We start from the raw sequence: 26,060 nt of genomic DNA, 5'->3' as shown, positions 1-26,060 counted from the left end.
TCTTGGGTTTCGAGGTTTTCGCCTGCGGGGGCTGGAAAAGGTCAGGGGCGAATTTGCCCTGATGTGCGCTGCCCATAACCTTCTTAAGATTGTAAAGGCCGTAGCTGAGGGCATCATCAATATAGATCAAAGAGCGATCAGGGCACAGGCTGCCTAAAGGGGCAGTTTGCTCCTTTTTGAATGGCTCTTTGATACCTGCTGATGCCCGATATCTTGCGTCGACGAGCAACGTCTCTGCAGTCACAGCACTTTCACCCGCGATGTTTGCTCATGAACGATGCAGGACTCAAATTTTAATCCGCATTGTCGGACAAGCTCCTAGGAGGCTGACTGAAAACGCCCAGGTTTTTCCCTTCTTGTGTGGACGGAAGGTTGGGGCTACCAGGAGCGCCCGCACTGCCGGTCTGGCCTTAAAGAATGTGGGGCGGGTTCCGAACCCGCCCCCACACGGCTCCCCAAGGGCCACAGCGCCGCTTGGATTTTCAACCTGTTAGGAATCCCACAAAAGGTTAAAGGCCCGTGTGGGGCAGCCTTGCCAAAAGCCCAAGCCTTCCCGTTAAGACAAGGGCCCGCGTAGGCCCAAGGGAACAGCAACAGAGGAGAAGAGTCGGATGGAATTTCACATCAAGGACGAGGCCTTGGCCGAAAAGGGCCGGCTGCGAATCGAGTGGGCGGCCAAGTCCATGCCCGTTTTGCGATCGATCAAGGAACGCTTCGAGAAAGAAAAACCGCTGGCCGGCGTTCGCATCGCCGCCTGCCTGCACGTGACCACGGAAACGGCCGCCCTGGCCCAGACCCTACAGGCCGGCGGGGCCGAGGTGCGCGTGTGCGCCTCCAATCCCTTGAGCACCCAGGACGACGTGGCGGCTTCCCTGGTGGTTCATGACCGCATTCCCGTCTTCGCCATCAAGGGAGAAGACAAGGAGACCTATTACAAGCACATCCATGCCGCCCTGGCCCATCGGCCCCACATCACCATGGACGACGGGGCGGACCTGGTGAGCACCCTTCATTCCGAACGCCAGGACTTGCTGGCCCACATCGTGGGAGGCACCGAGGAGACCACCACCGGAGTGATCCGGTTGCGGAGCATGGCGGAAGGCGGGGTGCTGCGCTATCCCATCATCGCCGTCAACGACGCCGACACCAAGCACCTGTTCGACAATCGCTACGGAACGGGTCAGAGCACCATCGACGGCATCATCCGGGCCACCAACCGTCTGCTGGCCGGATCCACCTTTGTGGTCTGCGGTTACGGCTGGTGCGGCCGGGGCGTGGCCATGCGTGCGGCCGGCATGGGTGCCAAGGTGGTGATCACCGAAGTGGATCCCTTGCGGGCGTTGGAGGCCGTCATGGACGGCTACCAGGTGATGCCCATGGCCCATGCCGCCCCCCTGGGCGACTTCTTCTGCACGCTCACCGGCGATATCCACGTGATCCGCCGCGAGCATTTCCAGGCCATGAAGGATGGGGCCATCGTGTGCAATTCCGGCCACTTCAACGTGGAGCTGGACCTGGAGGGTCTGGAGGCCATGGCCGTTTCCAAGCGCACGGTGCGTGACTTCGTGGTGGAATACCGGCTGGAAGACGGGCGCTGCATCTACGTGCTTGGGGAAGGTCGCCTGGTGAACCTGGCGGCGGCCGAAGGCCATCCGTCCAGCGTGATGGACATGAGCTTCGCCAACCAGGCCCTGTGCGCCGAATACATGAAAAACCACGCCTCGCATCTCGAGAAGAAGGTCTACGGGGTGCCCGAAGCGATCGACAAGGAAATCGCCCGTCTGAAGCTGGCCAGCATGGGCGTGGCCATCGACGCGCTCACCCCGGAACAGGAAAAGTATTTGAATTCCTGGGAAATGGGGACCTAGCGACTCAAGACGTCTTCTCGCCCATCTCGACTGCCGGCCGGGGCACGCCGCCAGGGCGTGCCCCGGCTCGTTTACCTTTCGGAAATCCCTGTCGCCATGACCACACAACCCGCAAGGCTCCGTCTTTTTCGCCCACGCCGACACACCCCACCCGGGGCGCAATGGATGTGGCTTCCGGCCGTCTTGATCCTTTTGGCGGCCTGCACACCCAGGGTTTCGCCTCCCTCCCAGCCCACCGCCCGCATCGTTTCCGTGTCGTGGGAGTCTCTGGGCGGTTTTCAAGACGACATGAATCTGAAGGGCCTGGAGCACGCCCTGGTCCAATCGCTGCGCTACTGTGAGCGCAGCAACCCCAGGGCCACTTCCTTCCAGGTGGACGGCCACACCGTCTCCCTCGAACACATGGAACAGACGGTCCGGCTCCTTTTGAAGCGGCTTCGAGAAGATGAGCTGAGCCCTGATGCACTCTCGCGCGATTTCCAGCTCTACGCCTACCAAGACCCGGCCCAGCCGCGCCACAACGTGCTGCTCACCGGCTACTACGAACCGGTTCTGGAGGCACGCCTGCAACCCGATCCCGTCTTTCGCTACCCCCTCTACGGACCTCCTTCCGACCTGGTCCAGGTGGCCATGGAGCGTTTTCCCTGGCTGCAGCCGCCATCAAGCGGACCGCGCCGCCTGCTCGGCCGCATCCAGGGAAACCGATTGGTCCCGTACTTCGACCGCAGGCAGATCGACGGGCAGGGAGCGCTGAAGGGACGCGGCCTGGAGCTGGCCTGGTTGAAGGATCCCGTGGACGCATTCATCCTCCACGTGCAGGGATCGGGAGTTCTTAAGCTAGCCGACGGCACCACGCGCCGGATCGGCTATGCGGGCACCAACGGCCATCCCTACCGAAGCATTGGAGCCTACGTCATCGCCCAGGGATGGATCCCACGGGACCAGATGAGCCTTTCGAGCCTACGCCGTTTCCTCCGGGACCATCCGGAACGGCTCCATGAGATCCTCTTTCACAACCCCAGTTACATCTTCTTCCGCTGGGTGGACGAAGGCCCCCTGGGCAGCCTCCACGTGCCCCTGACCCCGGGGCGCTCCGTGGCGGCCGACAGCACCTATTTTCCCGATGCGGTCCCGGGCCTGCTCCTGGGGCGCATCCCCCTGGGGGATGGGAGTCCGCGAACCCGACCTTTTCAGCGTTGGGTGGTTCATCAGGACAGCGGCGGCGCCATCCGAGGTCCCCATCGCCTGGACCTCTACTGCGGCACCGGCCCGAAAGCCGAGGCCGTGGCCGGACGCCTCAAGCATCCCGCCACCCTCTATATTGTGCTCAAGAAAATGGGCCCACCGGCCGATGAGCCCCATTAAGGGTGGGGATCCCCAAGACGGGCTTCATGCCCGGGAAGCCCCCTCGTCCAGCAGTCGATGGAAAAGTAGGAGCATCTCGTCGAAGCAGCGGCACATGGCGGCGGCCGCCTCTCGAACCTCTTCGCTGGGTGCGGCTTCATCGGAGTAGAGATGGAACAGAAGAACCTGTTGCGCGGCCCGAAACCGATCGGTCGCCCGTTCACCAAAGGCCATGAGACCAGGACGCAGCTCCTCCGGGCTCGCCTGGGATGCCCATTGGTCCAACTCTTTTTGTTTCGACTGGTACTCCTTGGCCAGATCCAGCAGCCGTTGCAAGGCCTCCTCTGGAGGTTGGGACATGACGGTCTCCTCTCGAATCAAGACGTGACGGATCCATCCAGTTGCGGCCCCCGGTTCTGGCCGATGGTAAGAGCACCCGGCCTTGTCCTGACAGGGCCCGCCACAGTGACTACCTTATTCATCAATTGATGGCAACGGCGAAACGGTTCCGGCGGGACCAGTCGGATCATCGGTTGGGAAACGGGCTTTATCAATCCATACTTTTTTTGTATGATATGTTCAACGAGCTCAAAAAAGTTTGTTTTGAGCTTGAATTCTCATCAAAGGTGGTTCGAATCCAATGCGCGCGAAGACTCTCAAAATCACGGTGGCAGAACGCATCCAGATTCCTTACGGTGACGTCAGCCCCCCTGTCATGCGAAAGATCCAGGAACGTTTGGTCTTTACCAACCCGGAATACGAACAGCGGCATCTGCGGGGAGAGTGGATCGGCGGCATCCCGCCTCAGATCAACTGCATCCGCAAGGCGGGCCGCAACTACCTGCTGCCCCGCGGATTTCTGGATCAGCTTCTGGATCTGTGCAACAAGCACCATCAGCCCTACAAGCTGATCGACCGCCGCCGAACCCTGGAGCCGGTGGAGCTGGCATTTCACGGCCGACTCAAGGACTATCAGCTCCAAGCGGCCCAGGAGATTCTGGAGCGACAGGCGGCCACGCTCATCGGCGGCTACAAGAGCGGCAAGACGGTGACCGCTCTCTATGTCATCGCCCAGCGCAAACAGCCCACCTTGGTGCTCATTCCCCGCATGGACCTCTTGGAGGGTTGGATCACCAAGATCGTCAATTTCCTCCAGGTGCCCCTGGAACAGATCGGCGTCTTTGTCCGCGGCCACCACAAGCTGGGCGATCGGATCACCGTGGCGCACACGGCGGAGATGATGCGCGTGTGGAAGGACGTGAAGGAGCAGGTGGGCTTTGTGTTGTTGGACGAATGCCAGCGGTGTCCCGCCAAGGTGCTCCATCAGCTCCTCCCCAATTTTGACAGCCGCTATCTCCTGGGCCTGGCCAACACCGATCAACGGCGTGACAGCCTGAACCGGTTGGTCTATTTCTATCTGGGCGATGTGGTCTACAGCATCAACGAAAAGGACGCGCGGGAGGGCAAAGGGATTATCCGAGCCCATGTGGTGGCCCGTCCCACGGAGTTCGAGTATCCCTATGCCGGTGACGAGGACTACTCGCCCATGCTCCAGGCGCTCATGACCGATGCGCAACGCACGCACCTGATCGCCGACGATATCCAAGAGGAGCTGGGATCGGTATCCTCACCGTTGGTGGTGATTTGCGGCGGTGAGGAGCAGCAAACGGTTCTGGGGCGGGAGCTGGAACGCCGCGGCATACCGGTCCATGTCCCGGCCGCCGGCCAGGAAGCCCTTGAAAGCGAAGTGGAAGACGCCGAAGCGGATGCAGCGGCGTCGGAATGCTGCCGGAACCTGCCCCAAGAGGGGCCTTCCGTCGTCCTGCTGACCCCCAAGACCCTGCTCCACTGTCACAGGCACGTGACCGCCCACGTGCTCTTTCTGGCGGTCCCCTTGTTTTTCCAAAAGGGCCTGGCCCACGCGATCCGAAGCCTTGACAAGAACGGCACCGTGGAGGCCGGAAACGGCAATGGCAACGGAAACAACGGACGCCGACTCAAGATCTACGACTACGTGGATCAGAAGGTGGGACTCTTGGAAAACTACTTCCGCATGCGCAGTTACAACTACGGAGTGCACCCAGACGTTCTGCTCCAGCCCAATTGATGGGCAAAACGTGCAGCGGGGCGATCGCCTGGAATCCAAGGCCGGAGCTGCCCCCGCCCGTCCCGGGCGCCTGGTGGCTCTGGCCCCCTTTTTGTCCCACGTTCGCGCAGTGCGAACCCTGGGAATCCGTCCCCGCATGGCGGATTACACGCGGGAGGAGCGAAGGGCTTTGTTGGGAGCAGACCGGGTGCTGTACCCCACGCCGCGTTTCGCCACCGTCTTGGAGGCCGCCGGATGCCGCTGTTTTCCTTCCGCCTTTACCTATAGCCTCTGGAAAGATCGCACCCTGCAATGGCGCACCGCCGCCTACGCCCAGGTTCCGCTTCCCTGGCACAGGATCTGCCATGGAGACCGGGCCAAGCAGGATGTGCTGGCACGATGGGGCCTTCCCCTGCGGGCGGCCGGGCCGCGCTGCCCCCGGGATCCCGTGCTCACCGTGGACCGACTGGAACAATGGGAACAGGCCTGCCGCACGCACAACCCCCTCATGGTGTGGAGGCCCGTCCAGGCCAAAGCCGCGCTGGAGGTCTTCTGCGTCCAAGACGTTGCCGTGGCCTGGCGGCTCCTTGATCCCGAGGGACACCTGGCCGGGGAGCGCACCGTTTCCGTCCGGCAAGCCGTCCAGGCCACCCAGAGATGGTTTCACGAGGTGCGGGTGTCGGAGGCCTTGGTGCGGTGGGTGTGGACGGGCGATCAATGGCTGTTTGATGCATTGAAGAGACCGCCTTCCCGATGGCGCCACGGCCAGGGGGTCTGCCGCCGCTTCCAGATCATCGCAGACCTGGTGGAGCGCGGACTTGTGTGACGGTCCAAGGCCCAGGAGCTTGTCCGAGAACGCCCAGGCTGCCCCCTGCGAACCCGTGCGGCCAGGGCAGGCCGCCCCCCACAAAGCGCAAGAAACATCACATGCCACACTTGAATCGGATTTGTCAGAAAGGCCCAAAAGGCCAAGGGGCCATTGTCAGACAGGCTCCCAGGGAGCACAGGGGGGCGAGCCCCACCGGGCGGGGCAATGGGAGCTTGACAGGAACGGGCCGCATCCCTACAGTTCTGACTTCAATACGATGGAACACACATGCATAGAGACCTGGCCGCACGGGACGCCCACACACGCGTTCCGTGCCGGGCGAAAAAGGAGCGCGGATCCATGAGCGACGAGTTGGAAAAGGAATACGAAAAGTCCCACTACATGGCCCAACGCCACTTCCGCAAAGACGTGGGCGGATTTCGCGACCGCCGCCGTCTGGAATTGGAAGACCTGCTGAGGGTGGAACAGGAAAAGCCCGAAGATTTGCAAGACAAGGACAAAATCCAGTGGATCCTGGATGAGCTGGCGGCCATGCAAGACGAGCCCCGTTGACCCGCCTTGGCCCCTTTTTCCCGGTGCTCTCTCGTCCCGGCCCGGGCCTTTTCTTTCCGCGGTCCGTATCTTTTCTCTCCCAGCTGGATCTGGCGAGCCGGGGTTGTGGAACCCGTCATGAGCCGTGAGAACCGAGTGATGGCAGCCGCGAGCCATGGTCCAAGCGGTCTGGCCCTTTCATCCAATGCTCTTCCAAGCGCGGCGCGTCATGGCCGGTTTGTCATGCCCCGGCGCGGTACCGGCACGAGGTGAAACCCCATGCGTTTACGATCAGCTCTCCCCTTGGCGATCTTCTTTTTCTTCGCCGTTTTGCTGCTCGGCACCCTTCCTTGCCAGGCCCACAGGCCTCCCGATCCCCCCGACCGAACCAGCCATCCTTTGGTGGAACGTTTCCTGGACAGCAAGCCCGGAGACACCTTTGCCGTCTTCACCAACGGGCTCACCTTGTTGGTGCGTTCCCTTCCGGGCACCCAGGTGGTTTCCTCCCGCGTCTACGTCAGGGCGGGTTCCATCTACGAAGGCGCTCAGATGGGGGCGGGGCTGTCCCACTACCTGGAGCACGTGGTGGCGGGTGGGACCACTCGATCCTTCAGTGAAGAGCAAGCGCGCCAGCGCCTGGAACGCCTGGGCGGAGCCTCCAACGCGTACACCAGTCATGATCGTACGGTCTATTACATCACCACCACGGCTTCCCACTGGAAGGAAAGCCTGGATCTTCTCTTGTCCTACGTGAGCGAGTGTGCCCTGGCGCCCAAGGAAGTGGCCCGGGAAAAGGCAGTCATTTTGCAAGAAATCCGCATGGGGCAAAATGAGCCGGGGCGGGAGCTGTGGAAGCTCTTCATGAAGACGGCCTACCGGGTCCATCCCGTTCGCCACCCGGTCATTGGATACGAAGATGTTTTCGCCCGCGTGAATCGCAAGCAACTGCAAGCCTATTATCAGGCTCGCTACCAACCCCAGAACATGGTGGTGGCGGTGGCGGGCCCCGTGGATCCGGACCAGGTGATCGCCTTTGTGGCCGATAAGATCGGCCAGGTGCCCCGCGCCCAGGCCCCTCCGGTGGTGCTCCCCCCCGAACCCAGGCCCCTGGGGCGGCGCTGGGTGGAAAAGCCCATGCCGTCGGCGCGCATGGTCCACGCCATGGTGGGCTTCCGCTCTGTGCCCCTGGCCCATGAAGATCTGTACGCTCTGGACGTGCTGTCGATCCTCATGGGCGACGGCCGAACCAGCCGGCTCTATCAGCGGCTCAAGGAAAAGGACAACCTGGTTTTGTCCGTGGGGGCCTTCAATTGGACACCCGCGTACGTTCCCGGCCAGTGGGTGGTTTCTCTCACCCTGCCGCCGGACAATTGGCCGCGCGTATTCCAGAGCCTTGACGAAGAATTGGAAGCAGTCCGATCGCACAAGGTTTCCCGGAAGGAACTGGAAAAGGCCAAGAAGAAGGTGATCGCCGACCATGTCTTCGCCAAGGAAACGGCGGAGGAGATGGCCTCCTCGCTGGCCTCTTCCTATTTCGACACGGGCGACCCTTACTTCGACGAAGACTACGTGGATGGGATCCGCCAAGTAACCCGTGAAGACATCCTTCGAGTGGCGCGCCGTTACCTCACCGAAGAGGCCATGACCGTGGCCGCCATCGTGCCGGCTTCGCCTCCCCAGGCATCCGCGGCGGTGGCGCCGCCACCCCCCGCCCGCCAGGCCAAGGGCCCCTCTCTCATCCGCCTTCCCAACGGACTGCGGGTACTGCTCCAGGAAGATCACCGGCTGCCCACGGCGACCCTGCAGCTTTACGGCCTCGGCGGCCTGCTGCTGGAAGAACCGGGTCAGGAAGGCCTGGCGGCCTTGACGGCGTCTCTTCTCACCGCCGGGACCAAGAAGCGCAACAAGCTGGAAATCGCCCAGGCCCTGGAGGCGGTGGGAGGACACATCGCCTCCGGATCGCAAAACAACACCTATTTTGTCACCTCACAGGTTCTCAGCTCCGATGTGAACCTGGCCTTGGACATCCTGGCCGACGTCATCACCCACCCCACGTTTCCCCGGGAAGAGATCCGAAAGAAAAAACACGAAACCCTCCAGGCCATCCAACGCCAGGACGAAGACTGGCAGATGGAACTGGTGCGCCTTTTCAAGAAAGCCTACTTTTCCAAACATCCCTACGGCCACGATCGATTGGGGACCGTGGACAGCGTGTCGGCCTTCACCCGCCAAGATGTGCTGGCCTTCTACCGCAAGATGGTCACGCCCCAAACCGCCGTGCTGGCGGTCTACGGAGATTTTGACTCCGAAAGGCTCTTGAAACGCATCCGAAAGGTCTTGGGATCCTGGACGGCGCCCACGCCGCCGGCACGGAAACTGCCCCTGGAAACCCACCCGCTACAAACATCCCGCCCATTGGAAAAGCAGACGGACAAGACCTCCGTGGGGCTTTTCGTGGGCACCAACGGCCTCGACCTACGCGACCCGCGACGTCCCGTCTTGGATGTGCTGGACGCTGTGCTTTCCGGCATCGGCTATCCCGGCGGGCGCCTTCACCAGGCCCTGAGGGGGGGCACCAACAACCTGGTCTACGTGGTTCACGGCTTCCCATTCTACGGGCTGAACGGAGGGTTCTTCGGTGTGATCACGCAAACCACCCTGGACAACGCGCCGCGAGTGGAGCAGATCGTGCTCACCAACCTGGAAAAGGTCACCCGAGAGGAGATCAGCCCGGAGGAGCTGGAGCGGGCCAAGGATATGGTGATCACCATGCACGCCTTGGACCTGGAGGGTCTGCCGTCCAGGGCACAGAGCGCCGCTGTCAACGAGGTGCTGGGGTTGGGATTCGACTACGACCAGCGGTATCCAGAAAGGGTCCGAAAGGTGACGGCCCAGGAGGTTCGACGCCTTGCCAAGGAGCTCTTTTCGGGGCGCTTGATCGTGCGAACCATTCCGCGCAATCCGGCGGGAGCCTTACCCCTGGACACCCCCCGGCCCAAGCATCGGCCGTGAGCCGTGAAAGGGCTCCCACCGTTCACTTGCGAAAAGATTGGGCCTTCATCCGGCCACGGAAGCTAGATGGACCTGCCCCCCTTTTTTCCCAACCGATGGGATAGAAGATGGCAACACCCCATTGGGGGAAGCAAGCTTTGAATGGGCGCCATGTCACATCGGCGTTGGGTTGTACCGCCTGACAGAGAACGTTTTCAGACGCCGATGTACCCGCATCCCTGTCTGGGTTGCCTTCCCAAAATCAGCAAACCTTCGCCATCCAAGGCGCGCATCTTGTCCGATAGGTCCGGCGAATCCGCCTTCCGAGATGACCTTGTCGCGGCTTTCGCCGTTCCTGCAAAAGGTCCATGCACCGTGCGGACGCTTGTAGGAGCGCCGAAAGGCGCGATCCATCCCATCCGCCCATCCAACGAGCCTGCACGGAATTGGGATGGAGTTGACCCTTTTCTTCCGACCAGTGTTGGACCGCTCAAAACGGCCCAAAGGGCCTCACGGATTCAGGTAAGACCTAAAACAGGCGGAGTCTCAACCACGCCGTGTCCCTGCCATGATCATCATCACTTCGGCAGGGACGTTATGCACGACGCGCCCCTTCTGGACAGGACCCATGTATGCATCCCCAAGGTTTTCTGTCTGCCTCTGAGGCGACGACTGGAAGCCCAGACGCCCTGAAGCGAAGAAAACCTCGGCGTCGGCCTCCTAGCTGCCGGAGGCCTCTTGAGCCAATTGCAGTTCCAGGCGTTCCACGTTCTGCCGGGCAAAATCAATGGTTGGATCCAGCTCCAGTGCCATCTTGTAGAGGCGAACGGCCTCGCGGATGTGGCCCAGTTCCCGCAAGTTGGAACCGATGTTGGCATAGTCGATGGCCGATCCGGGATCCAGCTCGATGGCCCGTTCGAAGGCCTCGATGGCCCGATGATGCTCTTTGAGCTGATAGAAGCAGAATCCGCGCAGGTTGTAGATCTCTTTCAGCTGGCCGTTGTGGGATTCGGCCTTCTCCAGGGCCTCCAGTGCCTGTTGGTAATCTCCCAGGTCCTTGTAACAGGAACCGATGTGCACATAGATGCTGGCCAGTTCCGATGGATCGGGATCCTGTTCCAGGGAGCGAGAAAAGAGCTTCAGCGCTTCGTGCGGGTTTCCCAGAGCTTCCAGGCTGTGTGCCCGAAAGAAGGTGAGATCAAACCGGGGTCCGAACACCTCATCCAGGATCTCCAACTGACGGGAGGCCTGGGCAGCGTCCAGGGCGCGAAGGACCGTGCGCGCCATGTGTTGCGGAAAGTCCGTGTTGCGCGTGTGTTCCAGGAAGTGGGCCCCCGGGATCATCACGTAAACGGCCGGCACCTGCAGCTGGGGGTGGGAGACGTTAACCACCAGCACTTCCAAACCGATTCGCGAAAGGGCGGCCACAGCCCGCTCGATTTCCACCTTCATGTTGTCGTGGCTGATGTCGGGCAGCGCTCCGATGGGGATCACGCCGTCGTTTCGCCGCAGGTAGGCCGCCGCCTCCAGGTCCGGGTATTTGGGGAGCGTGGGACGATAGGTGGTTCGATTTTCGAAATCACCTGCCAGCTGGGCCACTTCCGTCAACGCCCGGCACAGGGACTTTTCCGGGTGAGAGGTGGTTCCGGCCGTGAAGACGATCTCGCTCTTTTCCGGAAAGGTGGCCGGGTCGTAGGCCAGTACCCCCACGGTGGGGATTCCCGTATCCAGGGAAAAATCCCGCAGATAAAGTTCGATTCCGTTTTTGCGAAATTTGTCCACCAACTCCCGGGAAGCCGGATCCGTCAGACTCTCGGGATCGATGGCGGGTGTCACCCGTTCGTCGTGGGAAATGATCGAGCCCACATGGCGCTCCACCACCTCGCACAAAGCCTGCAAAATCGCCTCTTCCAGCGTGTTTCCGGCCGCCGGTCCGTTGTATTCGTTGATGAGGTAGAACCAGTCGATGGGAGCCCACTGGTCCACACCGCGCGTCAGGTTCCGCACGGGAACCCATCGGAGCGGACATTGGTCCAAAAAGCGCTGCGCCTTCTCCTCCGGTGTATGCCGGTCGAAGACGGAACGCATGAGCACGGAGGCGTCCACGGCGTGTGCGCCCAGATCCGAGGCCCGTGCCTCCAGAAAGTCCGCCCCGTGGATGAAGGAAAAGAAGCTGAACCGCTCCATGAGCTCCATGACGGCGCTGGCCTCCGACTGGGCCGCCGTGGCGCCTTTTCCCATCTGCTTCTTGGTTCCCGTATAGGCCGTGGCGTCCTCACCACATAGGCTGATGTAAACGGGAATGTCCAACCGGCCCGTATCGATCCTCATGGTCTTGGCGAGAATGCGGATGTTCAGGGACTTCAAGCGCTCCCGAACCCATTGAACCGTTTCCTCAGGCCGCCTCGTTTTTTCCTGATCGTGACGAAAGGACTTGAAACTGTCTTGAATGTGAATCCTGGCATCTGGAACCATAACATTCCTTTCTTCCACAATAACGGACCGTTACGGCTTCGCACCTGCGCCGCTTTCAGGCCCTGCAATCTAGTCGTTCATTACCTACTTTTCCAGTAGAGTATGTCCCGGCTCAGGGCAGAGCCCGCTCCGCATGCTGGGTTGCGGGCGGGGAGTCCAGGGCGCGGCGGACGGCTTGAAGCAGGCGCCGCGCCGGTCGGCCGGAGCGATAGTTTCGGGAGAGTGCTTTGATCTCGTTCAACTGGGCCTGGGTGGTGGGCATGGCCTTGGCCAGCCGAAGGAGCGCTTCATTGGACAAGACGCGAAAAGGGGCTCGATCCAGCCGCCGGGCTTCCCGGTCCCGGAAGGCATAGAGCTCCTGCAGCACCTGCAGGGCCTCCCGCGAGAGGCTCTGCACGCCACGGATCCGTCGGTATCCGTCTTCCGGGAAGCGTTCCCGGGGAGGGGCCTGCAGACAGACGCGCCGGAAGGCTTCCTGCGCCGCTTCCGCAAGCCCCTTGGCCACCAGTTCTTCGTGGAGTTGGTGGCGCAGGGCAATGAGAAAGTGCGTGTCCAGGCGCGCGTAATGGAGTTGCTCCGGTTTGAGCGGTCGTTTGCCCCAGTCGCAGCGCTGCCATTTTTTCTCCAGTTGCACCTGGAAGCGATCCGCCAGAATACCCGCAAGCCCCAGCCGCTTTTCTCCCAATATCTTACAAGCCAAAGCCGTATCGAAGACATTTTGGAACTCAAAGGAATAGTCCCGTTTCAGGGACCCGATGTCATTGGCGGCGGCGTGCAGAATCTTTTCCACCGAGGGGGACCGGAAGATTTCGCCCAGAAGGTGCGTGGATCGCAGTGCCAGGGTATCCAGAATATAGTCGTCGTCCGATGTGGAGATTTGGATCAGGCAGACCCTTTCGTAATAGGCGTAGTAGCCGTTGGATTCCGTATCCACGGCCACATGCCTGTGACGGTGCAGGTCCGGGATGAGGCTTTGAAGCTGGTCGTCGGAATCGATCAGTATGTACGGTCGCATGAGCGGTTTCCTGTCATTGGAGGCTGTGTTATCACAAGATCGAAAATGGAGCGAAACCATGGGAAAAAGAAAAAAGGTGTCATCGCCCGGACGCACCCCCCGGTCCCATCCTTCCTCCGGATCACAAACCAGGGGCTTCTATACCCCTTTCCACGAGTTGGATCAACAGATTGCCAGGGCCCGAAAGGAACGGAAGAAAGCCCGGCGCCGATCCCTTCTTACCCCGGAACCGCTGAAAGCCCTTGATGGGACATCCAACAGCTTATCCGAGGAGGAAGTCTTCCTCAATGAAATGTCCGACGTGGTGCCCCTGGATCCTCAAGAGCGCCGCCGCGTGCCCCGAACGCGCGGGCCGTCGAGTTTCCCCCGCTTTGCGGAGGCGGAAGACGAGGAGGTCCTCCGGCACCTGGGCGAACTGGTCCGCGGCCAATGCCGTTTTGAACTCACCTTATCCGACGAGTACCTGGACGGCGCCGTGGTGGGGCTGCCGCCCGCCGTCCTCAACCGACTCCGAAACGGGGACTTCAGCTACCAGGACCACCTGGATCTCCATGGATTGAACCGCCACGAAGCCCGGGACGGCGTCATCCGTTTCATTCAGGAAAGTCACATGCGGGGATTGCGCTGTGTTTTGCTGATCTGCGGCCGGGGGCTGAATTCCAAGGGCAAGGAACCCGTTCTCAAGCGGGTTCTGGTTCAATGGTTCACCCAAGCGCCCCTAAAGCGGCTCGTGCTCGCCTTTGCCACCGCCCGCACCTGGGACGGGGGCGGCGGCGCCTTCTATGTGCTGCTCCGCAGCACCCAGGGCAAGGCCCCTGTACGCAGTCCCGCGCTTTGACACGGCCTTCAGCCACTCCTTCGCCCGTCCCCGGCCGGTGGCGGTTTGGCGACCCCGTGAGCTCAACACGACACCGGCAACCACCAGGCATCCTCCGCCGATCTGCCCCACCGACAGCCGCTCTCCCAGCACGACGAAGGCGGTCAGAACGGTCACCACCGGGATGAGATTGATGAAGACGGACACGGTGGACGCCGGAAGGGAGCGAAGCCCTTGGTTGTAGAGGAGAAAAGCGAGAAGGCTGGCAAAAAGCCCCAAGAAGATCACAGCCGCCAGGGCTTCCGTGGAAACACCTTTTATCCACCGGCCGTCCCATTCCGCGACCGCGAAGGGAAGGAAAAAGAGAAGGGCGCAGAAGGCCTGGAGGGTGGTCACGGTCAGCGACCCGTAGCGCGCACCCAAGGAGCGGCTGACGATGGTGTAGATGGAGGCGCACAGGGCGGCGCCCAGGACCAAAAGGTTTCCTGCCAATGAGGAGACAACCGCCCCAGGGGCCTCGGAACCGTTTTTGACCAGCAGGGCCACTCCCACAAGAGTGAGCCCGATCCCCACCGCTCCACGGGTCGAGATGCGTTCTCGGAGGAAGATGGAGGCCAGAACCGCCACAAAGACGGGGATACTGGCGATGATAAGCGATGCCACGGAGGCGCTGGTGCGCAGCAGGCCCTCCGTTTCGCACACGAAATAGAGTCCGGGCTGCATGATGCCCAGAAGCACGAAAAGTCCCGCGTCCCGAAGCTGGATCCGCTCCCTGGATCGCGCCATCCACAGGCCACCCAGCAGGACGGCCGCCAGGACAAAGCGCGCGGTGAGCATGCTGTAGGGGGGGAAATGCCCGAAGGGCCACCTTGGTGGCCACAAATGAGATCCCCCAGAAGGTGACGGCACCGGAGACGGCCAGATAGGCCTGGGTGGTTCGGTTCATGATCTCCCTTCAAAAAAAAGCGCCATCACAAAGGCCGGCACCGAAAGCCCAATCCGGCGTTTGTGAACGGCGGCAGATGTTGAGCGCCCATTGGGGGGCATGAGAAAACGGGCTCACCACGGGCCCGTCCCACCGTGGCTCCCCGGCTCCAACGACCGCGACCTCTTTCTTCCCTCCGGGCTGGCGGGGCGTGCGCCCCGCGCAGAAAGGTTCTGCGAAGCCCACGAAGTGAAAAGCCTTACCCGATGGCCTCGGCTATCGAAGAAGATTCCTTCGCCGCCCGGAAGACCTCCGCTGTGGCAAACGCCCTCACCTCCAACGGTTCTGGAACGATGGCCCCGTTCCAAGATGGCTCAAGCCCAGAAGAGCGCCCTCCGCGCAGCGTTGGTCGTAGCCGGCGGGGCGCCCCCCCAACCTCCAAGAAGCGGAAGTCCATGCCAAGACCGCCGGCACCCTCAGTGGACCCGAGGGAAGATCAATCCCAGCTCAAGACCTCCTCGTCGTAGACCTCTTCAATCTTCCTTTTGTGCTTCATCTCTTCCTGGGCCAGCCTCTCAAAAACCTTGGCGGTCTTTTCGTGCAGGCATTTGTCCTTCCAGGCGGAGTAGAAGAGGTGAGCCTTTTCTTCCTTTTTCATGGCCAGGGTCAAGGCCTCCTGATAGGTCATGTCCTCCCGATAGGGCACGTCCATGAGGTAGTCGCTGATCTTGAGATCTTCGACCTTTTCCAGTGTGAAATCCTTCAGGCCGGCGGGATCCAGATCCTGAAGGAGCTGGCGATGCTTCTTTTCCTCTTCTACCATCTCCAGGAAGAAATCACGAATACCGGGATTTTTGGCGCGATCGGCGCATTTTTGATAAAAGTCCATGGCCAGTTCTTCTTTTCGGATAGCGAAATTGACCACATCATCAAACGATCGGCAAGTCAGTGTGGACATAAGCAGCCCTCCTCTCCACTCCGTTGACCAGTGTTCCCCCATGGGCTGCCGGAGGCGCCGGGGTTCGCCATAAGACCCCGTTGCCCGCGGCAACCTCTCTCAATCCCGAACGAAAAGCGGTACCAACTGAAACGCTTCCACATCCACCAGCCCCCGGTCCGTGATCTTCAGCCGGGGGATGACGGGAAGTGCCACAAACGACAAGGCCATGAAAGGGTGGGGCAGGGTGGATCCCAGGCTGCGCGCGGCCCGGTTGAGTGCATCCAGCTCCCGGCACACCTCCTCCAGCGGCCGCGGGCTCATCAGTCCGGCGATGGGCAGAGCAAGGGAGGCGAGAACGTGGTCATCGTCGGCCACCGCCAGCCCGCCCCCGGTGGCGGCCACGGCTTTGGCCGCCACAATCATGGCCGAATCGGACGCTCCCACCACCACCAGGTTGTGGGAGTCGTGGGCGACCGTGCTCGCCACAGCCCCCCGCTGCAGGCCGAAGCCTCTCACGAATCCCACCGCCGGCCCGGGCGGATCCGTGGGCACATAGCGATTGTACACCGCCACCTTGAGCAGGTCCTGAGCCGGATCGGCCGCCACGTAACCGTCGGTCGGGCGCACCTCCACCAGATCCTGGTCGGTGATGAGGCTTCCGGCATGCACTGTGATCACCCGGAGCCGGGCGCCTTCGGCCCGCACCCGCAGGTCTTCCTGCCGAAGGGGTGGCAGCCACATGGGGCTTTCGGGAAGACCCTCGTGTTCCCAGGGGACTTGATCCATCCCTTCCACCACGGCCCCGTCCCGAACCCATTCCACTCCGTTTTTGAAGACGCGCACCGGCGTCCAGGGATGCAGGGTGGGGCTCACGGAAAAATCCGCTCGGTATCCAGGCGCGATGGCTCCCCGATCCTTGAGCCCGAAGTGGCGCGCCGGATTGATCGTGGCCATGGCCATGGCCCGCACAGGGTCCAGACCCAGGGAGACGGCCCGGTTCACCACCGCATCCATGTGGCCGTCACGGAGAAGATCGGTCGGGTGCCGGTCGTCACAGACCAGCATACACCGGGGCCAGGTGGCGTCGGTCACCGCCGGCAGCAAGGCTTCCAAGTCCTTGGACTGGCTTCCTTCCCGGATCATGAGCATCATGCCCTTGCTCAGCTTTTCTTGGGCCTCCTGCAGTGTGGTGGCCTCATGATCCGTACGGATCCCCACCCCCGTATAGGCATTGAGATCTTCGCCGGACACAAAAGGTGCGTGGCCGTCCATGGGGCCGTCTTGAAAAAGGGCCACCTTTTCCAGGACCTGGGGGTCCGACGCCAGCAGGCCGGGAAAGTTCATCACCTCGGCCAAGCCCAGAACGCGCGGATGGGATCGCAACGTCTGCAGGTCCGCACCCCGCAGCACGGCCCCGGACGTTTCCAGCGGGGAGGCGGGCACACAACTGGGAAGCATGAAAAAGAGATCCACGGGAAGCTTCCCTGCCGCTCCAAGAAGGTAGCGGATCCCCGCAACTCCCAGCACGTTGGCAATCTCATGGGGATCCAGCACCACCGCCGTGGTGCCCCTGGGCAGCACGGCACGCCAGAAGGCCGACGGCCCCAACAGGGTGCTTTCCATGTGCAGGTGACCGTCGATAAATCCGGGCGCCACGTAGGCACCGTTCAGATCCAGCCGGCGGACGGCGTCGTAGCGGCCCCAGCCCACAAAGCGGCCGCCGTGGACTGCCAGATCGCCTTCCTGGACGGAGCCCGTGAAGACGTTGACGATCCGAGCGTTTCTCAGGCAAAGATCGGCAGGCACCAGCCCGCGCGCCACCTGGATCCATTCCGTCAATGCTGCGATTTCCAACAAGTGGTCCACCGTTTCCGTCACATCTTATATTTTCCGAAGTCTTCCGGATCCAGCTTTTCCAGCAGCTCTTCCAGGTTTTCCTTGTCTTCTCGGCGAAAGACCGGGTGGTCCTTGTCTTCGGGTATCTTCTGGGATTTCCGAAGCACCTCTTCGTTGACGAAGATGGGGGCGTCGGTGCGCAGGGCGATGGCGATGGCGTCACTGGGCCGGGAATCGATGGCACTCACCCCCGAGCCGGTGCGCAGGTAAATGAGGGCGTAATAGGTATTGTCGCGCAGATCACAGACCTCAATCTTTTCCACCGCCACGTCCAAGTGGTCCAGAACATTTTTCACCAGATCGTGGGTCATGGGCCGCGGAAACTTGATCTTTTCCAGTTCCATGGCGATGGAAGTGGCTTCCAGAAGCCCGATCCAGATGGGTAGATGATCGTCGCCTTCGGGATCCGTGAGGATGACGATGGGCGTGTTGCTTTCGGGGTCCATGACCAAACCGGCCACTGTCATACGTCGATACATTGAGCCTCCTTCCGGCGGGAGTCGGCGGACCGTCTCCGCCGTCCGTTCCCCAACTCTATGCGGGGGCCGCCCTTTTGGGCCCGCCCCCGGCCGCCATCCCCACCGGCCACAGACGTCAGCAGGGGGTCGCCCCCCGCCCAATCACGCCTTTGAGGGAATGGGAATAGGCTTCTTCAATTCTTACGGGCACCAGGTTTCCGATCAGATCCTTGGAGCCCTCGAAGTTCACGATGCGATTCTGGGACGTCCGGCCGGTCAATTGCCCGTTGCCCGCCTTGCTTTCCGATTCCACCAGCACGTGGCGCACGCGCCCCACCTCCTGGCGGTGCTTTTCCAGCGTGATGCCGGCCTGAAGCGCCTGCAATTGCGTCAGGCGACGCGCCTTGACGTCTTCGGGCACCTTGTCTCCGTAGGCGCTGGACTTGGCGAAGGGGCGATCCGAATACCGGAAGGAAAAGAGGGTGTCGAACCGGACGGTGCGGATCAAGTCCAAGGTGGCCTCGAAGTCCTCTTCCGTCTCTCCGGGAAACCCCACCATCACATCGGCGGAAATCCCCATATCGGGGCACGCGGCCCTCAACCGGGCGATCTTTTCCAGGTAGTCGGCCGCCGAATAGCGCCGATTCATGCGGGCCAGAATCCGGTCGGAGCCGGCCTGAAAGGGCAGGTGAATGTGACGGCAAAGCTTGTCCAGCTCCGCAAAGCATTGGATGAGGTCGTCGTTCAGGTCCTTGGGATGGGAGGTGGTGAATCGGATCCGCACCACATCCGTCTCGTGGGCGATACGGCGAAGCAGCCGGGCAAAGGTCATGCCGTCGGGCAACCCCCGACCGTACGAGTTCACGTTCTGGCCCAGGAGCAGCACCTCCCGCGTGCCTTGACGCGTGAGGATGCGGATTTCTCGCAGGATCTCCTCGGCGGGTCGGCTCCGTTCCCGCCCCCGCACGTATGGCACAATGCAGTAGGTGCAAAAATTGTCGCAGCCCTGCATGATGGTCACAGGCGCCACCACCAGACTTTCCCAATCTGGTGACTGGCCGAAGAGATCCTTCCAGCCCTCCTCGTCATGTTCCGGCAAGTGGGCCTTGCGCAGCCCCTCCTCCAGGCTTTGGTGCAGCAGACCGGGCAGAGCACCGATGGCCCGGGTTCCCAAAACCAAATCCACGTGGGGAAACCGATCCAGGAGATCCTCGCCCAACTGCTGGGCCACGCATCCGGCCACCACGATCTTCAGCCGCGGATTGCGGTTCTTGAGGCGCTTCAGGCGTCCCAGCAGGGAAAAGACCTTCTGCTCCGCCTTCTCCCGCACGGAACACGTGTTGATGAAGATCACGTCCGCCGACGCCGGGTCGGAGGTGCTCCGATAGCCTTCCTGGCCGAGCATACGCGCGACACGCAGGGAATCGTATTCGTTCATCTGGCAGCCGAAGGTGTGCACGTAGAGTGCCCGAGGCTGCTGATGGTTGCCTATACAAAGTCCTTCCATTGGGATGTCTTCAGGTCCTTTTCCGACAGTTTCACATTGGCCCGAATCAGTCGATGGGCCAGGGTTCGTACCAGTTTCAAGGCCAGTTGGGGATTTTCCGAAAGAATCCGTTCCAGCAGGGCGCCCCGGAACATCTGGACCACGCTGCGCCCCACACTGGTCACCGTGGCCTGCCGTTTTCCTCCGAGCAGGCAGGCCATCTCACCGAAAAACTCTCCCGGCGCTTCGATGCGGCCCACCTCGCGGCCCTTGAAAGTCACCAAGAGTCCCCCGTCGCTGGAGACCAGGCGGTAGAACTGGGTGCTGGGGTCGCCTTCTCGAACAATGGTCTGTCCGTCGTCGAAGTAGTGGATTTCCACATCGTGAGGCAAGACCACCACATCCTCGCCCTGGACGGCCGCGGTGGTTTCCAGCAATTGTCGCAACACGGAATTCATGAGGGTTCGGGCGCGGCGCGGGTGGTTTTCAAAGAAGTCATCCAGGGCCTCATAGTCGTAGGCCAGGACCCGGCAGGACTCGGAGGCCCGCACGTCGCACGTTGAGATCCGCTTGCCCAAGGCCCCTTCCAGGCCGAACACGTCCTGCTCGCCCAGCACCCGAACCTTGCGCCCCTTGTAAAAGACCTTGGCCCGTCCGGAAAGCATGACGAAAAAGGCGTCCAGGGGATCGTTTTCCGAAAGGATCAATTCCCCTTCCTGGTACGTCCTGGGCTCCACGCTGTATGCGGGCTCCTTTTCGTGTTCCATCTCACCGTCCTTACTGGCCTCAAAGACCACTGGAAAATTCCGCCTCCAGGCCGCACTCCCCGGGCCTGGTCGCCCTAGGTCTGCACCGCCCCGGAGCTGCCCCGCCGCCGCGGATCCAACGCCAGCTCATCTCCTTGCCATCTCCTTAGACAATCGATCCCGGTTTTTCAAGGCGCGCCAGCCTCCGATGGGCGGACTGAGCGAATGCCGAGCCGAGCCCTTTCGGCTTCCACAATCTTTCGAACCAGGTCTTCGAAACCGGACGGAGTGCAAATGCGCACCCGAGCCAACCGCCGGTCCAGGGTCGTGACCGTCCCGATCCCATCGTAGGCTTCGATGATGGAAGTGAGCAGGTGAATGGACGCAGAGTTCAATACCAGCTCAATGACAGCGCATCGGTCTCGGTGCATTCCCACCCCACGGGGCAACGAGGGAAACTTTTGGCTTTAGCTGCGTTGGTCTTCTATGATAGCAAGTGACTTTCATGAAAAGAAGGAAAAGTTGGATCGTGGAACCGAGGGGAGTCTGTGCTCTATGTCTGCGATTTTTTCCGCTCGCCAGCTAAGAACATGCCTCGCCGTCTTTCTCCTGGCCTGGGTTTTGGGCCCCGTGTGGCCGGCCGTTTCCCAGGAGGGCGTGCAAACCTTTTACGCCCAGGGAGTCGCCCCCTACAACCCGGACAACCCCGCCCAGTCTCAGCGCAACGCCATCCAGGATCTGCTGAGGCAAGCGGTCTTTCAGGCCATCGGCACCGTATTGCAGCCATCGCAGATCCAGGCCCACCGCGCCGAGCTGGAAGAGAAGATACTCGCCTCCCCCGATCGGTATGTACAAAGCTATCAGCCCGTATCGCAGGCACCGGAACAGGAACTTTTTCGTTTGCAGGGATCGGTCCTGGTGGACATGAAGGCCCTGAGCAAGGATCTGGAGCCCTGGATGCCCAAGCCTCCGGAGGCTTCCATCGCCACCAACGCCTCCACGGCTTCGGAGGCGGGCTCCGCCCAGACCCAATCGGAACCGCCACCAGCGGCCCCCGTCAAGGACGTGGTGTGGGCGGTGGCCGAAAATTGGGACGGCGCCTGGATCTTTTCACAGCCGGGTAAAAGCCCCGGCCTGCTCGCCCCACTCATTCAGGACGAAGCTTCGGACTACCTGTGGACCCTGGGATATGCCTCCCTGGATCCCCACATCGCCACCGACCCCTCCTCGCCCCAGCTTCTGCAACACGTCCTGGATCAGGCACGCCGGGAGGGAAGGCGCTATGTGATCGTTGGAACCGCCACGACGGAAGGGCAAGAGCTGGTGGCCCGCTGTAGCGTCTACGCCCTGCCGGAGGGGGTGCGTGTGGGTACGGTGGAACAAAGGGTGCCGGCGGCCGCAGGACGCCAGGAAGCTGCCTTACGCCTGGCGGCGCTCCTGGTCCCCTCCCTGGACCGCGTCCTTGGGTCCACCATGCCGGCTGAAGCACCTGCCGCGCCGCACAGCACGTCCCCAGACGGGCGATGGACCATCACCATCACCGGCCGGCATCCCTATGCCGCCTGGCTCAACCTGGAAGCCTTGCTGGCCGAATCGGCCCCCGAACTGCAGGCCGCCGACCTCACCTTGGAACCGCAGTCCATTACCGTCGCCCTGGATCCCCACATGGTCGATCAACTGGCCGCCGCCGATGGGATGCGCGTGGACGACGGGCACATTCTCCGCCTCAAGGAATACGACGCCTCCGGGCAACATCTGCGTTTCGTTTTGATGCCGGCTCCCCCATCGGCCGCCGACGCGGCCTCTTTGGAGGACTCCCAAAGGCCATGACCATCCCCAACCTGCTGACGCTCATCCGGATTTTGCTCACCCCGCTTCTTGTGTGGCTTCTGCTTGGATCCCGGCTGACGGAGGCCCTCATGGTCTTCTTTTTGGCCGGGATCACCGATGGCTTGGACGGTTTCATCGCCCGGGTCTTCCACCAAAAAAGCCGGCTGGGGGCCTACCTGGATCCCCTGGCGGACAAGATCCTTCTGGTGAGTAGCTTCATCCTGCTGGGACGCCTCAAGTTGCTTCCCACGTCCTTGGTGGTGATCGCCGTCAGCCGCGATGCCCTCATCGTGATCGGGGTCATGACCCTCATGTTCTTCCAGGTGCACCTGGAGATCCGCCCCAGCTGGGTCAGCAAAGCCACGACCCTGGCTCAGATCATCACCATCTTGGCCACCCTGGCCACGCCGCTTCTCACCCTTCCCGCCTGGGCCAGCCGAAGCCTCTATGTGCTCACGGGCCTTCTGACCATCACCAGCGGCATCCACTACATTCTGATCGCCTTTCGCATTTGGGAAGGGGGCGAAGAGGGCAGGGCGCAGTGAAGGTTCTATTTTCCTTGACAGTGCCGGGCTCTTTCGCTATAGGGTGACCAACCTCGTAGGCACGTAGCTCAGTGGGAGAGCGCTACCTTGACGCGGTAGAAGTCGGCGGTTCAATCCCGCCCGTGCCTACCACCCCTTTGAGGGGGCGGAGGGCCAGGAACCCCATAGCCGCACCAAACAGATACACAAGGCCAGCGGGTGAAGCGCAAAGCAGGCAGCGGATCGCAACTCAGCGCGCAAGCCGATTGAAGACCACAGAGCATCAGTACCGTCTTGCGGCGGCTGATGCTTTTTTGTTTCGCCGGATCCGGGAAACCTCCCGGAAGGGGCCGCGCAAGGAAAGGGGACAAGAAGGAAGATGCACGCAGAAGCCCAACACGTCAGATTGTCATTGCCCGACGGGAAGAGTGCCCAAGTGGAAGTGGGGAAGACCGTGCAGGAGGCCCTGGAGGCTCTGGGCGTCAAGGGGAACCACTGGATCGCGGCCCGGCTCGACGGGCGGCTCGTCGACCTCACGCGCCCCATCGAATCCGACGCCCAACTGGAACCTGTGGCCGCCGACAGCCCGGAAGGCCTTGAGATTCTTCGTCACAGCACCTCCCATGTGATGGCCCAGGCCGTGCTCAGCCTCTTCCCGGAGGCCAAGGTGGCCATCGGACCGGCCATCGAAAACGGCTTCTACTACGATTTCGAGGTGGCCCGCCCCTTCAGTCCCGACGATCTGGCCAAGATAGAGGCCAAGATGCAGCAGATCATCCAATCCAAGATCCCCTTCCAACGTCAGGAACTGCCGCGCCAGGAGGCCATCGAGCTCTTCCGCCGAAAGGGTGAAAAATACAAGGTGGAATTGCTGGAGGAACTGGAAGAGCCCACCGTCTCCATCTATCGCCAGGGCGACTTTGTGGATCTGTGCCGCGGCCCCCACATCCCCCACACCGGCCACATCAAGGCGTGCAAGCTTCTTTCCGTGGCCGGCGCCTATTGGCGGGGCGACGAGCGCAATCCCATGCTGCAGCGCATCTATGGAACGGCCTTTGCCGACAAGAAGGCCCTGAAGAAGTACCTGCAGTTTTTGGAAGAAGCGCAAAAGCGCGATCATCGCAAGCTGGGCCGTGAGCTGGACCTTTTCAGCTTCTCCGATGAGGTGGGCGCGGGGATGGTCATCTATCACCCCAAGGGCGCTCTGCTCCGCCACATCCTGGAGACCTTTGAAAAGAAGGAACACCTGCGGCGCGGCTACCAGATCGTCATGGGCCCGACCTTGCTTAAGACGGACCTGTGGAAACGCTCCGGCCATTTCGACAACTACCGCGAAAACATGTACTTTACGGAGATCGACGGCCAGTCCTACGGCATCAAGCCCATGAACTGCCTGGCGCACATGCTCATCTACAAATCCAAAGTGCGGAGCTACCGGGATCTGCCCTTGCGCTTTTTCGAGCTGGGCACCGTGCACCGTCATGAAAAGTCCGGCGTCCTGCACGGTCTGCTCCGGGTTCGCCAGTTCACCCAGGACGATGCCCACATCCTGTGCACACCCGAGCAGCTCCATTCGGAAATCCAGGGCATTGTGGACTTTGTCATCGAGGTCATGGGCCTGTTCGGCTTCGACTACGAGATGGAGATCAGCACGCGGCCTGAAAAGTCCATCGGTACGGATGAAGACTGGGAGCGGGCCACCCAGGCCCTCATGGACGCCCTTCAGGACAAGGGCATCCCCTTCCACATCTGTGAAGGGGAGGGCGCCTTCTACGGACCCAAGATCGATGTGAAGCTCAAAGACGCCCTGGAGCGAAAGTGGCAATGCGCCACCATCCAGTGCGACTTCACCCTACCGGAACGTTTCGACCTCACCTACGTGGGCCCGGACGGCAACCGCCATCGCCCGGTCATGCTCCACCGCGTTATCTTGGGCGCCATCGAACGCTTCCTGGGCGTGCTCATCGAACACTACGCCGGCGCCTTTCCCACGTGGCTCGCTCCGGTTCAGGCCATCGTGGTGACGGTTACCGACAACCAGCTGGATTTTGCCCGCACGGTGCATCGGCGCTTGCTGGATGCGGGAATGCGCGCGGAAATCGATGAAAGAAACGAGAAGCTGGGGTTCAAGATCCGCGAAGCCCAGCTTCAGAAGGTCCCTTACATGTTGGTGGTGGGAGACAAGGAAGTGGAAGCCGGCGGCGTGCGCCCCAGGCGCCGCGACGGCACCCAGTTGGACCTCATGCCCGTGGAGGCGTTCGTGGAGCTGGTGGCAAAAGAATGCCTGGAGGGCTCCGGCGGACGCATCGGTCTCGGCGCCGTGTAAGGCTCACCGGGCGGACTGCCTGGATGGGGAGCGGGCGCATGGACAACTTTCATCAAGGAGGAGAAAACCCTGAAAAAGCAACAAGGTAACATCAACGAGAGGATTCGGGCTCGCGAAGTGCGCGTCGTTGGTTCCGACGGTACCCAGCTGGGCATCATGCCCCTTCAACAGGCTCTGGAGGCGGCCCGAGAGGAAGGCTTGGACCTGGTGGAAGTGGCCCCCAACGCCGATCCTCCCGTCTGCAAGATCATGGACTACGGTAAGTTCAAGTACTTGCAGAGCAAGAGATCCCAGGAAGCCAAGAAAAAGCAGACGGTCATTCAAGTCAAAGAGGTGAAGGTCCGCCCCAAGACGGACGAACACGACATCCAGACCAAGCTGCGCCATATCCGCCGCTTTCTGGCCCAGAAGGACAAGGCCAAGGTGACGGTCATCTTCCGCGGGCGGGAGATCGCCTTCAAGGAACGCGGGGCCATGGTCCTTCAGAGGATCCTGGACGAGCTTCAGGACGAAGCCGTGGTGGAGCTGCCGCCCAAGATGGAAGGGCGCAACATGATCATGATCCTGGCGCCAAAGGCCTAAGCTTTCTCACAAAAAGCTTGACAGGGCCACGGCCTCTCAATAGATTACACGCCTCGAATCTGCTGAGGGAAGGGGTGCGCCTTGCCGCACTCCCTTCACGCGCCGGACGCAACACCGCGCGGGAGCGGCGTTGCGCTCTTTTGTGCCATAGGGCCCGAGACCTTGAGAACCGAGACTGTTCGGAGGAATCCATGCCAAAGATGAAAACGAACCGTGGAGCTGCGAAGCGCTTTCGCAAGACCGGCGGTGGACGCTTCGCGCGTGCCAAGGCCTATAAGAGCCACATCCTCACCAAGAAGAGCCCCAAGCGCAAACGCGGGCTTCGTCAATCCACCATCGTGGATGCCGCCAACGTGCAGGCCCTGCGTAAGATGTTGCCCTATTTGTAGGC

The 26,060-nt window shown here is 61.6% G+C and carries 23 protein-coding genes and 1 tRNA gene; 14 read left to right on the top strand and 10 right to left on the bottom strand.

Going from position 1 to position 26,060, the window contains the following annotated elements:
• The 3 genes from B9A12_RS16765 to mltA form a co-directional block, all read left to right on the top strand.
• On the top strand, positions 1 to 157 hold a 157-nt coding region (locus B9A12_RS16765; RefSeq protein ID WP_139796671.1), incomplete at its 5' end, for a transposase.
• Between the two features lie 454 nt (positions 158 to 611).
• Positions 612 to 1,868 (top strand): adenosylhomocysteinase, encoded by a 1,257-nt coding sequence (gene ahcY / locus B9A12_RS15000; RefSeq protein WP_084058916.1) that lies wholly within the window; start codon positions 612 to 614, stop codon positions 1,866 to 1,868.
• 165 nt (positions 1,869 to 2,033) lie between these two features.
• Positions 2,034 to 3,233 (top strand): murein transglycosylase A, encoded by a 1,200-nt coding sequence (mltA, locus tag B9A12_RS14995; RefSeq protein ID WP_170920649.1) that lies wholly within the window; start codon positions 2,034 to 2,036, stop codon positions 3,231 to 3,233.
• A 24-nt stretch (positions 3,234 to 3,257) separates the two neighbouring features.
• Here the strand turns inward: mltA and B9A12_RS14990 are convergent, their stop codons facing one another.
• Positions 3,258 to 3,572, bottom strand: a complete 315-nt coding sequence (locus B9A12_RS14990; RefSeq protein WP_084058914.1) for a hypothetical protein — start codon at positions 3,570 to 3,572, stop codon at positions 3,258 to 3,260.
• 280 nt (positions 3,573 to 3,852) lie between these two features.
• Here B9A12_RS14990 and B9A12_RS14985 point away from each other — a divergent pair, with 280 nt between their 5' ends.
• From B9A12_RS14985 to B9A12_RS14970, 4 genes are all read left to right on the top strand, one after another.
• Positions 3,853 to 5,319, top strand: a complete 1,467-nt coding sequence (locus tag B9A12_RS14985; RefSeq protein ID WP_084058913.1) for a DEAD/DEAH box helicase family protein — start codon at positions 3,853 to 3,855, stop codon at positions 5,317 to 5,319.
• 10 nt (positions 5,320 to 5,329) lie between these two features.
• Positions 5,330 to 6,124 carry a hypothetical protein gene (locus tag B9A12_RS14980; RefSeq protein WP_084058912.1) on the top strand — a complete coding sequence of 265 codons (795 nt, stop codon included), beginning with the start codon at positions 5,330 to 5,332 and terminating at the stop codon, positions 6,122 to 6,124.
• Positions 6,125 to 6,394: 270 nt separating this feature from the next.
• A complete protein-coding gene (locus B9A12_RS14975; protein ID WP_139796670.1) occupies positions 6,395 to 6,679 on the top strand; it encodes a hypothetical protein in 285 nt (94 codons plus the stop codon).
• A 258-nt stretch (positions 6,680 to 6,937) separates the two neighbouring features.
• On the top strand, positions 6,938 to 9,670 hold the full coding sequence (locus tag B9A12_RS14970; RefSeq protein ID WP_084058910.1) for a M16 family metallopeptidase: 2,733 nt from the start codon (positions 6,938 to 6,940) through the stop codon (positions 9,668 to 9,670).
• Positions 9,671 to 10,369: 699 nt separating this feature from the next.
• On the opposite strand, the gene B9A12_RS14965 is transcribed toward B9A12_RS14970, so the two are convergent.
• Complete coding sequence (locus tag B9A12_RS14965; RefSeq protein ID WP_084058909.1) at positions 10,370 to 12,124, bottom strand: YcaO-like family protein; 1,755 nt, start codon at positions 12,122 to 12,124, stop codon at positions 10,370 to 10,372.
• A 112-nt stretch (positions 12,125 to 12,236) separates the two neighbouring features.
• On the bottom strand, positions 12,237 to 13,139 hold the full coding sequence (locus B9A12_RS14960; RefSeq protein WP_170920648.1) for a ribonuclease D: 903 nt from the start codon (positions 13,137 to 13,139) through the stop codon (positions 12,237 to 12,239).
• A gap of 58 nt (positions 13,140 to 13,197) precedes the next feature.
• On the opposite strand from B9A12_RS14960, the gene B9A12_RS14955 reads away from it, so the two are divergent.
• A complete protein-coding gene (locus B9A12_RS14955) occupies positions 13,198 to 13,977 on the top strand; it encodes a Smr/MutS family protein (protein ID WP_170920647.1) in 780 nt (259 codons plus the stop codon).
• Here B9A12_RS14955 and B9A12_RS14950 read toward each other — a convergent pair.
• The 7 genes from B9A12_RS14950 to B9A12_RS14920 all read right to left on the bottom strand — a co-directional run bounded on the left by B9A12_RS14950 (position 13,858) and on the right by B9A12_RS14920 (position 20,838).
• Positions 13,858 to 14,865 carry a DMT family transporter gene (locus B9A12_RS14950; protein ID WP_281247919.1) on the bottom strand — a complete coding sequence of 336 codons (1,008 nt, stop codon included), beginning with the start codon at positions 14,863 to 14,865 and terminating at the stop codon, positions 13,858 to 13,860. The two genes, B9A12_RS14955 and B9A12_RS14950, sit on opposite strands and share 120 nt — an antisense overlap.
• Positions 14,866 to 15,377: 512 nt before the next feature.
• The gene (locus tag B9A12_RS14945; protein WP_170920646.1) at positions 15,378 to 15,839 is read right to left on the bottom strand and encodes a ferritin family protein; all 462 of its coding nucleotides are present in this window, start codon (positions 15,837 to 15,839) and stop codon (positions 15,378 to 15,380) included.
• A 99-nt stretch (positions 15,840 to 15,938) separates the two neighbouring features.
• Complete coding sequence (ade, locus tag B9A12_RS14940) at positions 15,939 to 17,699, bottom strand: adenine deaminase (RefSeq protein WP_212636969.1); 1,761 nt, start codon at positions 17,697 to 17,699, stop codon at positions 15,939 to 15,941.
• Positions 17,696 to 18,196 (bottom strand): bifunctional nuclease family protein, encoded by a 501-nt coding sequence (locus B9A12_RS14935; RefSeq protein WP_084058905.1) that lies wholly within the window; start codon positions 18,194 to 18,196, stop codon positions 17,696 to 17,698. The genes ade and B9A12_RS14935 overlap by 4 nt, the downstream gene beginning before the upstream one ends.
• Positions 18,197 to 18,311: 115 nt before the next feature.
• Complete coding sequence (miaB, locus tag B9A12_RS14930) at positions 18,312 to 19,682, bottom strand: tRNA (N6-isopentenyl adenosine(37)-C2)-methylthiotransferase MiaB (RefSeq protein WP_084058904.1); 1,371 nt, start codon at positions 19,680 to 19,682, stop codon at positions 18,312 to 18,314.
• On the bottom strand, positions 19,664 to 20,428 hold the full coding sequence (locus B9A12_RS14925) for a Crp/Fnr family transcriptional regulator (RefSeq protein WP_084058903.1): 765 nt from the start codon (positions 20,426 to 20,428) through the stop codon (positions 19,664 to 19,666). The genes miaB and B9A12_RS14925 overlap by 19 nt, the downstream gene beginning before the upstream one ends.
• 167 nt (positions 20,429 to 20,595) lie before the next feature.
• Positions 20,596 to 20,838 (bottom strand): DUF4911 domain-containing protein, encoded by a 243-nt coding sequence (locus tag B9A12_RS14920; protein ID WP_084058902.1) that lies wholly within the window; start codon positions 20,836 to 20,838, stop codon positions 20,596 to 20,598.
• A gap of 124 nt (positions 20,839 to 20,962) precedes the next feature.
• Between B9A12_RS14920 and B9A12_RS17085 the strand changes: the two genes are divergently transcribed.
• The 6 genes from B9A12_RS17085 (at position 20,963) to rpmI (ending at position 26,058) form a co-directional block, all read left to right on the top strand.
• Entirely contained in the window at positions 20,963 to 22,237 is a 1,275-nt protein-coding gene (locus B9A12_RS17085; protein WP_170920645.1) for a hypothetical protein, read from the top strand.
• Positions 22,234 to 22,782, top strand: a complete 549-nt coding sequence (locus tag B9A12_RS17080; protein WP_170920644.1) for a CDP-alcohol phosphatidyltransferase family protein — start codon at positions 22,234 to 22,236, stop codon at positions 22,780 to 22,782. Before B9A12_RS17085 ends, B9A12_RS17080 begins: the two co-directional genes overlap by 4 nt.
• Before the next feature lie 57 nt (positions 22,783 to 22,839).
• Positions 22,840 to 22,914 (top strand) — tRNA-Val (locus B9A12_RS14910).
• 226 nt (positions 22,915 to 23,140) lie between these two features.
• Positions 23,141 to 25,087, top strand: coding sequence for a threonine--tRNA ligase (thrS, locus tag B9A12_RS14905; protein WP_084058900.1), 1,947 nt, complete (start codon positions 23,141 to 23,143; stop codon positions 25,085 to 25,087).
• Between the two features lie 69 nt (positions 25,088 to 25,156).
• On the top strand, positions 25,157 to 25,669 hold the full coding sequence (gene infC, locus B9A12_RS14900) for a translation initiation factor IF-3 (RefSeq protein WP_084058899.1): 513 nt from the start codon (positions 25,157 to 25,159) through the stop codon (positions 25,667 to 25,669).
• Between the two features lie 191 nt (positions 25,670 to 25,860).
• Positions 25,861 to 26,058 carry a 50S ribosomal protein L35 gene (gene rpmI / locus B9A12_RS14895; RefSeq protein WP_084058898.1) on the top strand — a complete coding sequence of 66 codons (198 nt, stop codon included), beginning with the start codon at positions 25,861 to 25,863 and terminating at the stop codon, positions 26,056 to 26,058.
• Positions 26,059 to 26,060 lie beyond the last annotated feature (2 nt).

Origin of the sequence: Desulfacinum hydrothermale DSM 13146 (genome assembly GCF_900176285.1) — a bacterium.
Lineage (GTDB): Bacteria > Desulfobacterota > Syntrophobacteria > Syntrophobacterales > DSM-9756 > Desulfacinum > Desulfacinum hydrothermale.
The sequence above is the reverse complement of the archived record's forward strand: the minus strand, read 5'-3'. Positions and strand labels throughout refer to the sequence as shown.

Excerpts from the sequence above, each read along its gene's own strand:
- ahcY (WP_084058916.1), top strand. The coding sequence starts at position 612 with ATGGAATTTCACATCAAGGACGAGGCCTTGGCCGAAAAGGGCCGGCTG.
- mltA (WP_170920649.1), top strand. The coding sequence starts at position 2,034 with ATGTGGCTTCCGGCCGTCTTGATCCTTTTGGCGGCCTGCACACCCAGG.
- B9A12_RS14990 (WP_084058914.1), bottom strand. The coding sequence starts at position 3,572 with ATGTCCCAACCTCCAGAGGAGGCCTTGCAACGGCTGCTGGATCTGGCC.
- B9A12_RS14985 (WP_084058913.1), top strand. The coding sequence starts at position 3,853 with ATGCGCGCGAAGACTCTCAAAATCACGGTGGCAGAACGCATCCAGATT.
- B9A12_RS14975 (WP_139796670.1), top strand. The coding sequence starts at position 6,395 with ATGCATAGAGACCTGGCCGCACGGGACGCCCACACACGCGTTCCGTGC.
- B9A12_RS14970 (WP_084058910.1), top strand. The coding sequence starts at position 6,938 with ATGCGTTTACGATCAGCTCTCCCCTTGGCGATCTTCTTTTTCTTCGCC.
- B9A12_RS14965 (WP_084058909.1), bottom strand. The coding sequence starts at position 12,124 with ATGGTTCCAGATGCCAGGATTCACATTCAAGACAGTTTCAAGTCCTTT.
- B9A12_RS14960 (WP_170920648.1), bottom strand. The coding sequence starts at position 13,139 with ATGCGACCGTACATACTGATCGATTCCGACGACCAGCTTCAAAGCCTC.
- B9A12_RS14955 (WP_170920647.1), top strand. The coding sequence starts at position 13,198 with ATGGGAAAAAGAAAAAAGGTGTCATCGCCCGGACGCACCCCCCGGTCC.
- B9A12_RS14945 (WP_170920646.1), bottom strand. The coding sequence starts at position 15,839 with ATGTCCACACTGACTTGCCGATCGTTTGATGATGTGGTCAATTTCGCT.
- B9A12_RS14935 (WP_084058905.1), bottom strand. The coding sequence starts at position 18,196 with ATGTATCGACGTATGACAGTGGCCGGTTTGGTCATGGACCCCGAAAGC.
- miaB (WP_084058904.1), bottom strand. The coding sequence starts at position 19,682 with ATGGAAGGACTTTGTATAGGCAACCATCAGCAGCCTCGGGCACTCTAC.
- B9A12_RS14925 (WP_084058903.1), bottom strand. The coding sequence starts at position 20,428 with ATGGAACACGAAAAGGAGCCCGCATACAGCGTGGAGCCCAGGACGTAC.
- B9A12_RS14920 (WP_084058902.1), bottom strand. The coding sequence starts at position 20,838 with ATGCACCGAGACCGATGCGCTGTCATTGAGCTGGTATTGAACTCTGCG.
- B9A12_RS17085 (WP_170920645.1), top strand. The coding sequence starts at position 20,963 with ATGTCTGCGATTTTTTCCGCTCGCCAGCTAAGAACATGCCTCGCCGTC.
- B9A12_RS17080 (WP_170920644.1), top strand. The coding sequence starts at position 22,234 with ATGACCATCCCCAACCTGCTGACGCTCATCCGGATTTTGCTCACCCCG.
- thrS (WP_084058900.1), top strand. The coding sequence starts at position 23,141 with ATGCACGCAGAAGCCCAACACGTCAGATTGTCATTGCCCGACGGGAAG.
- rpmI (WP_084058898.1), top strand. The coding sequence starts at position 25,861 with ATGCCAAAGATGAAAACGAACCGTGGAGCTGCGAAGCGCTTTCGCAAG.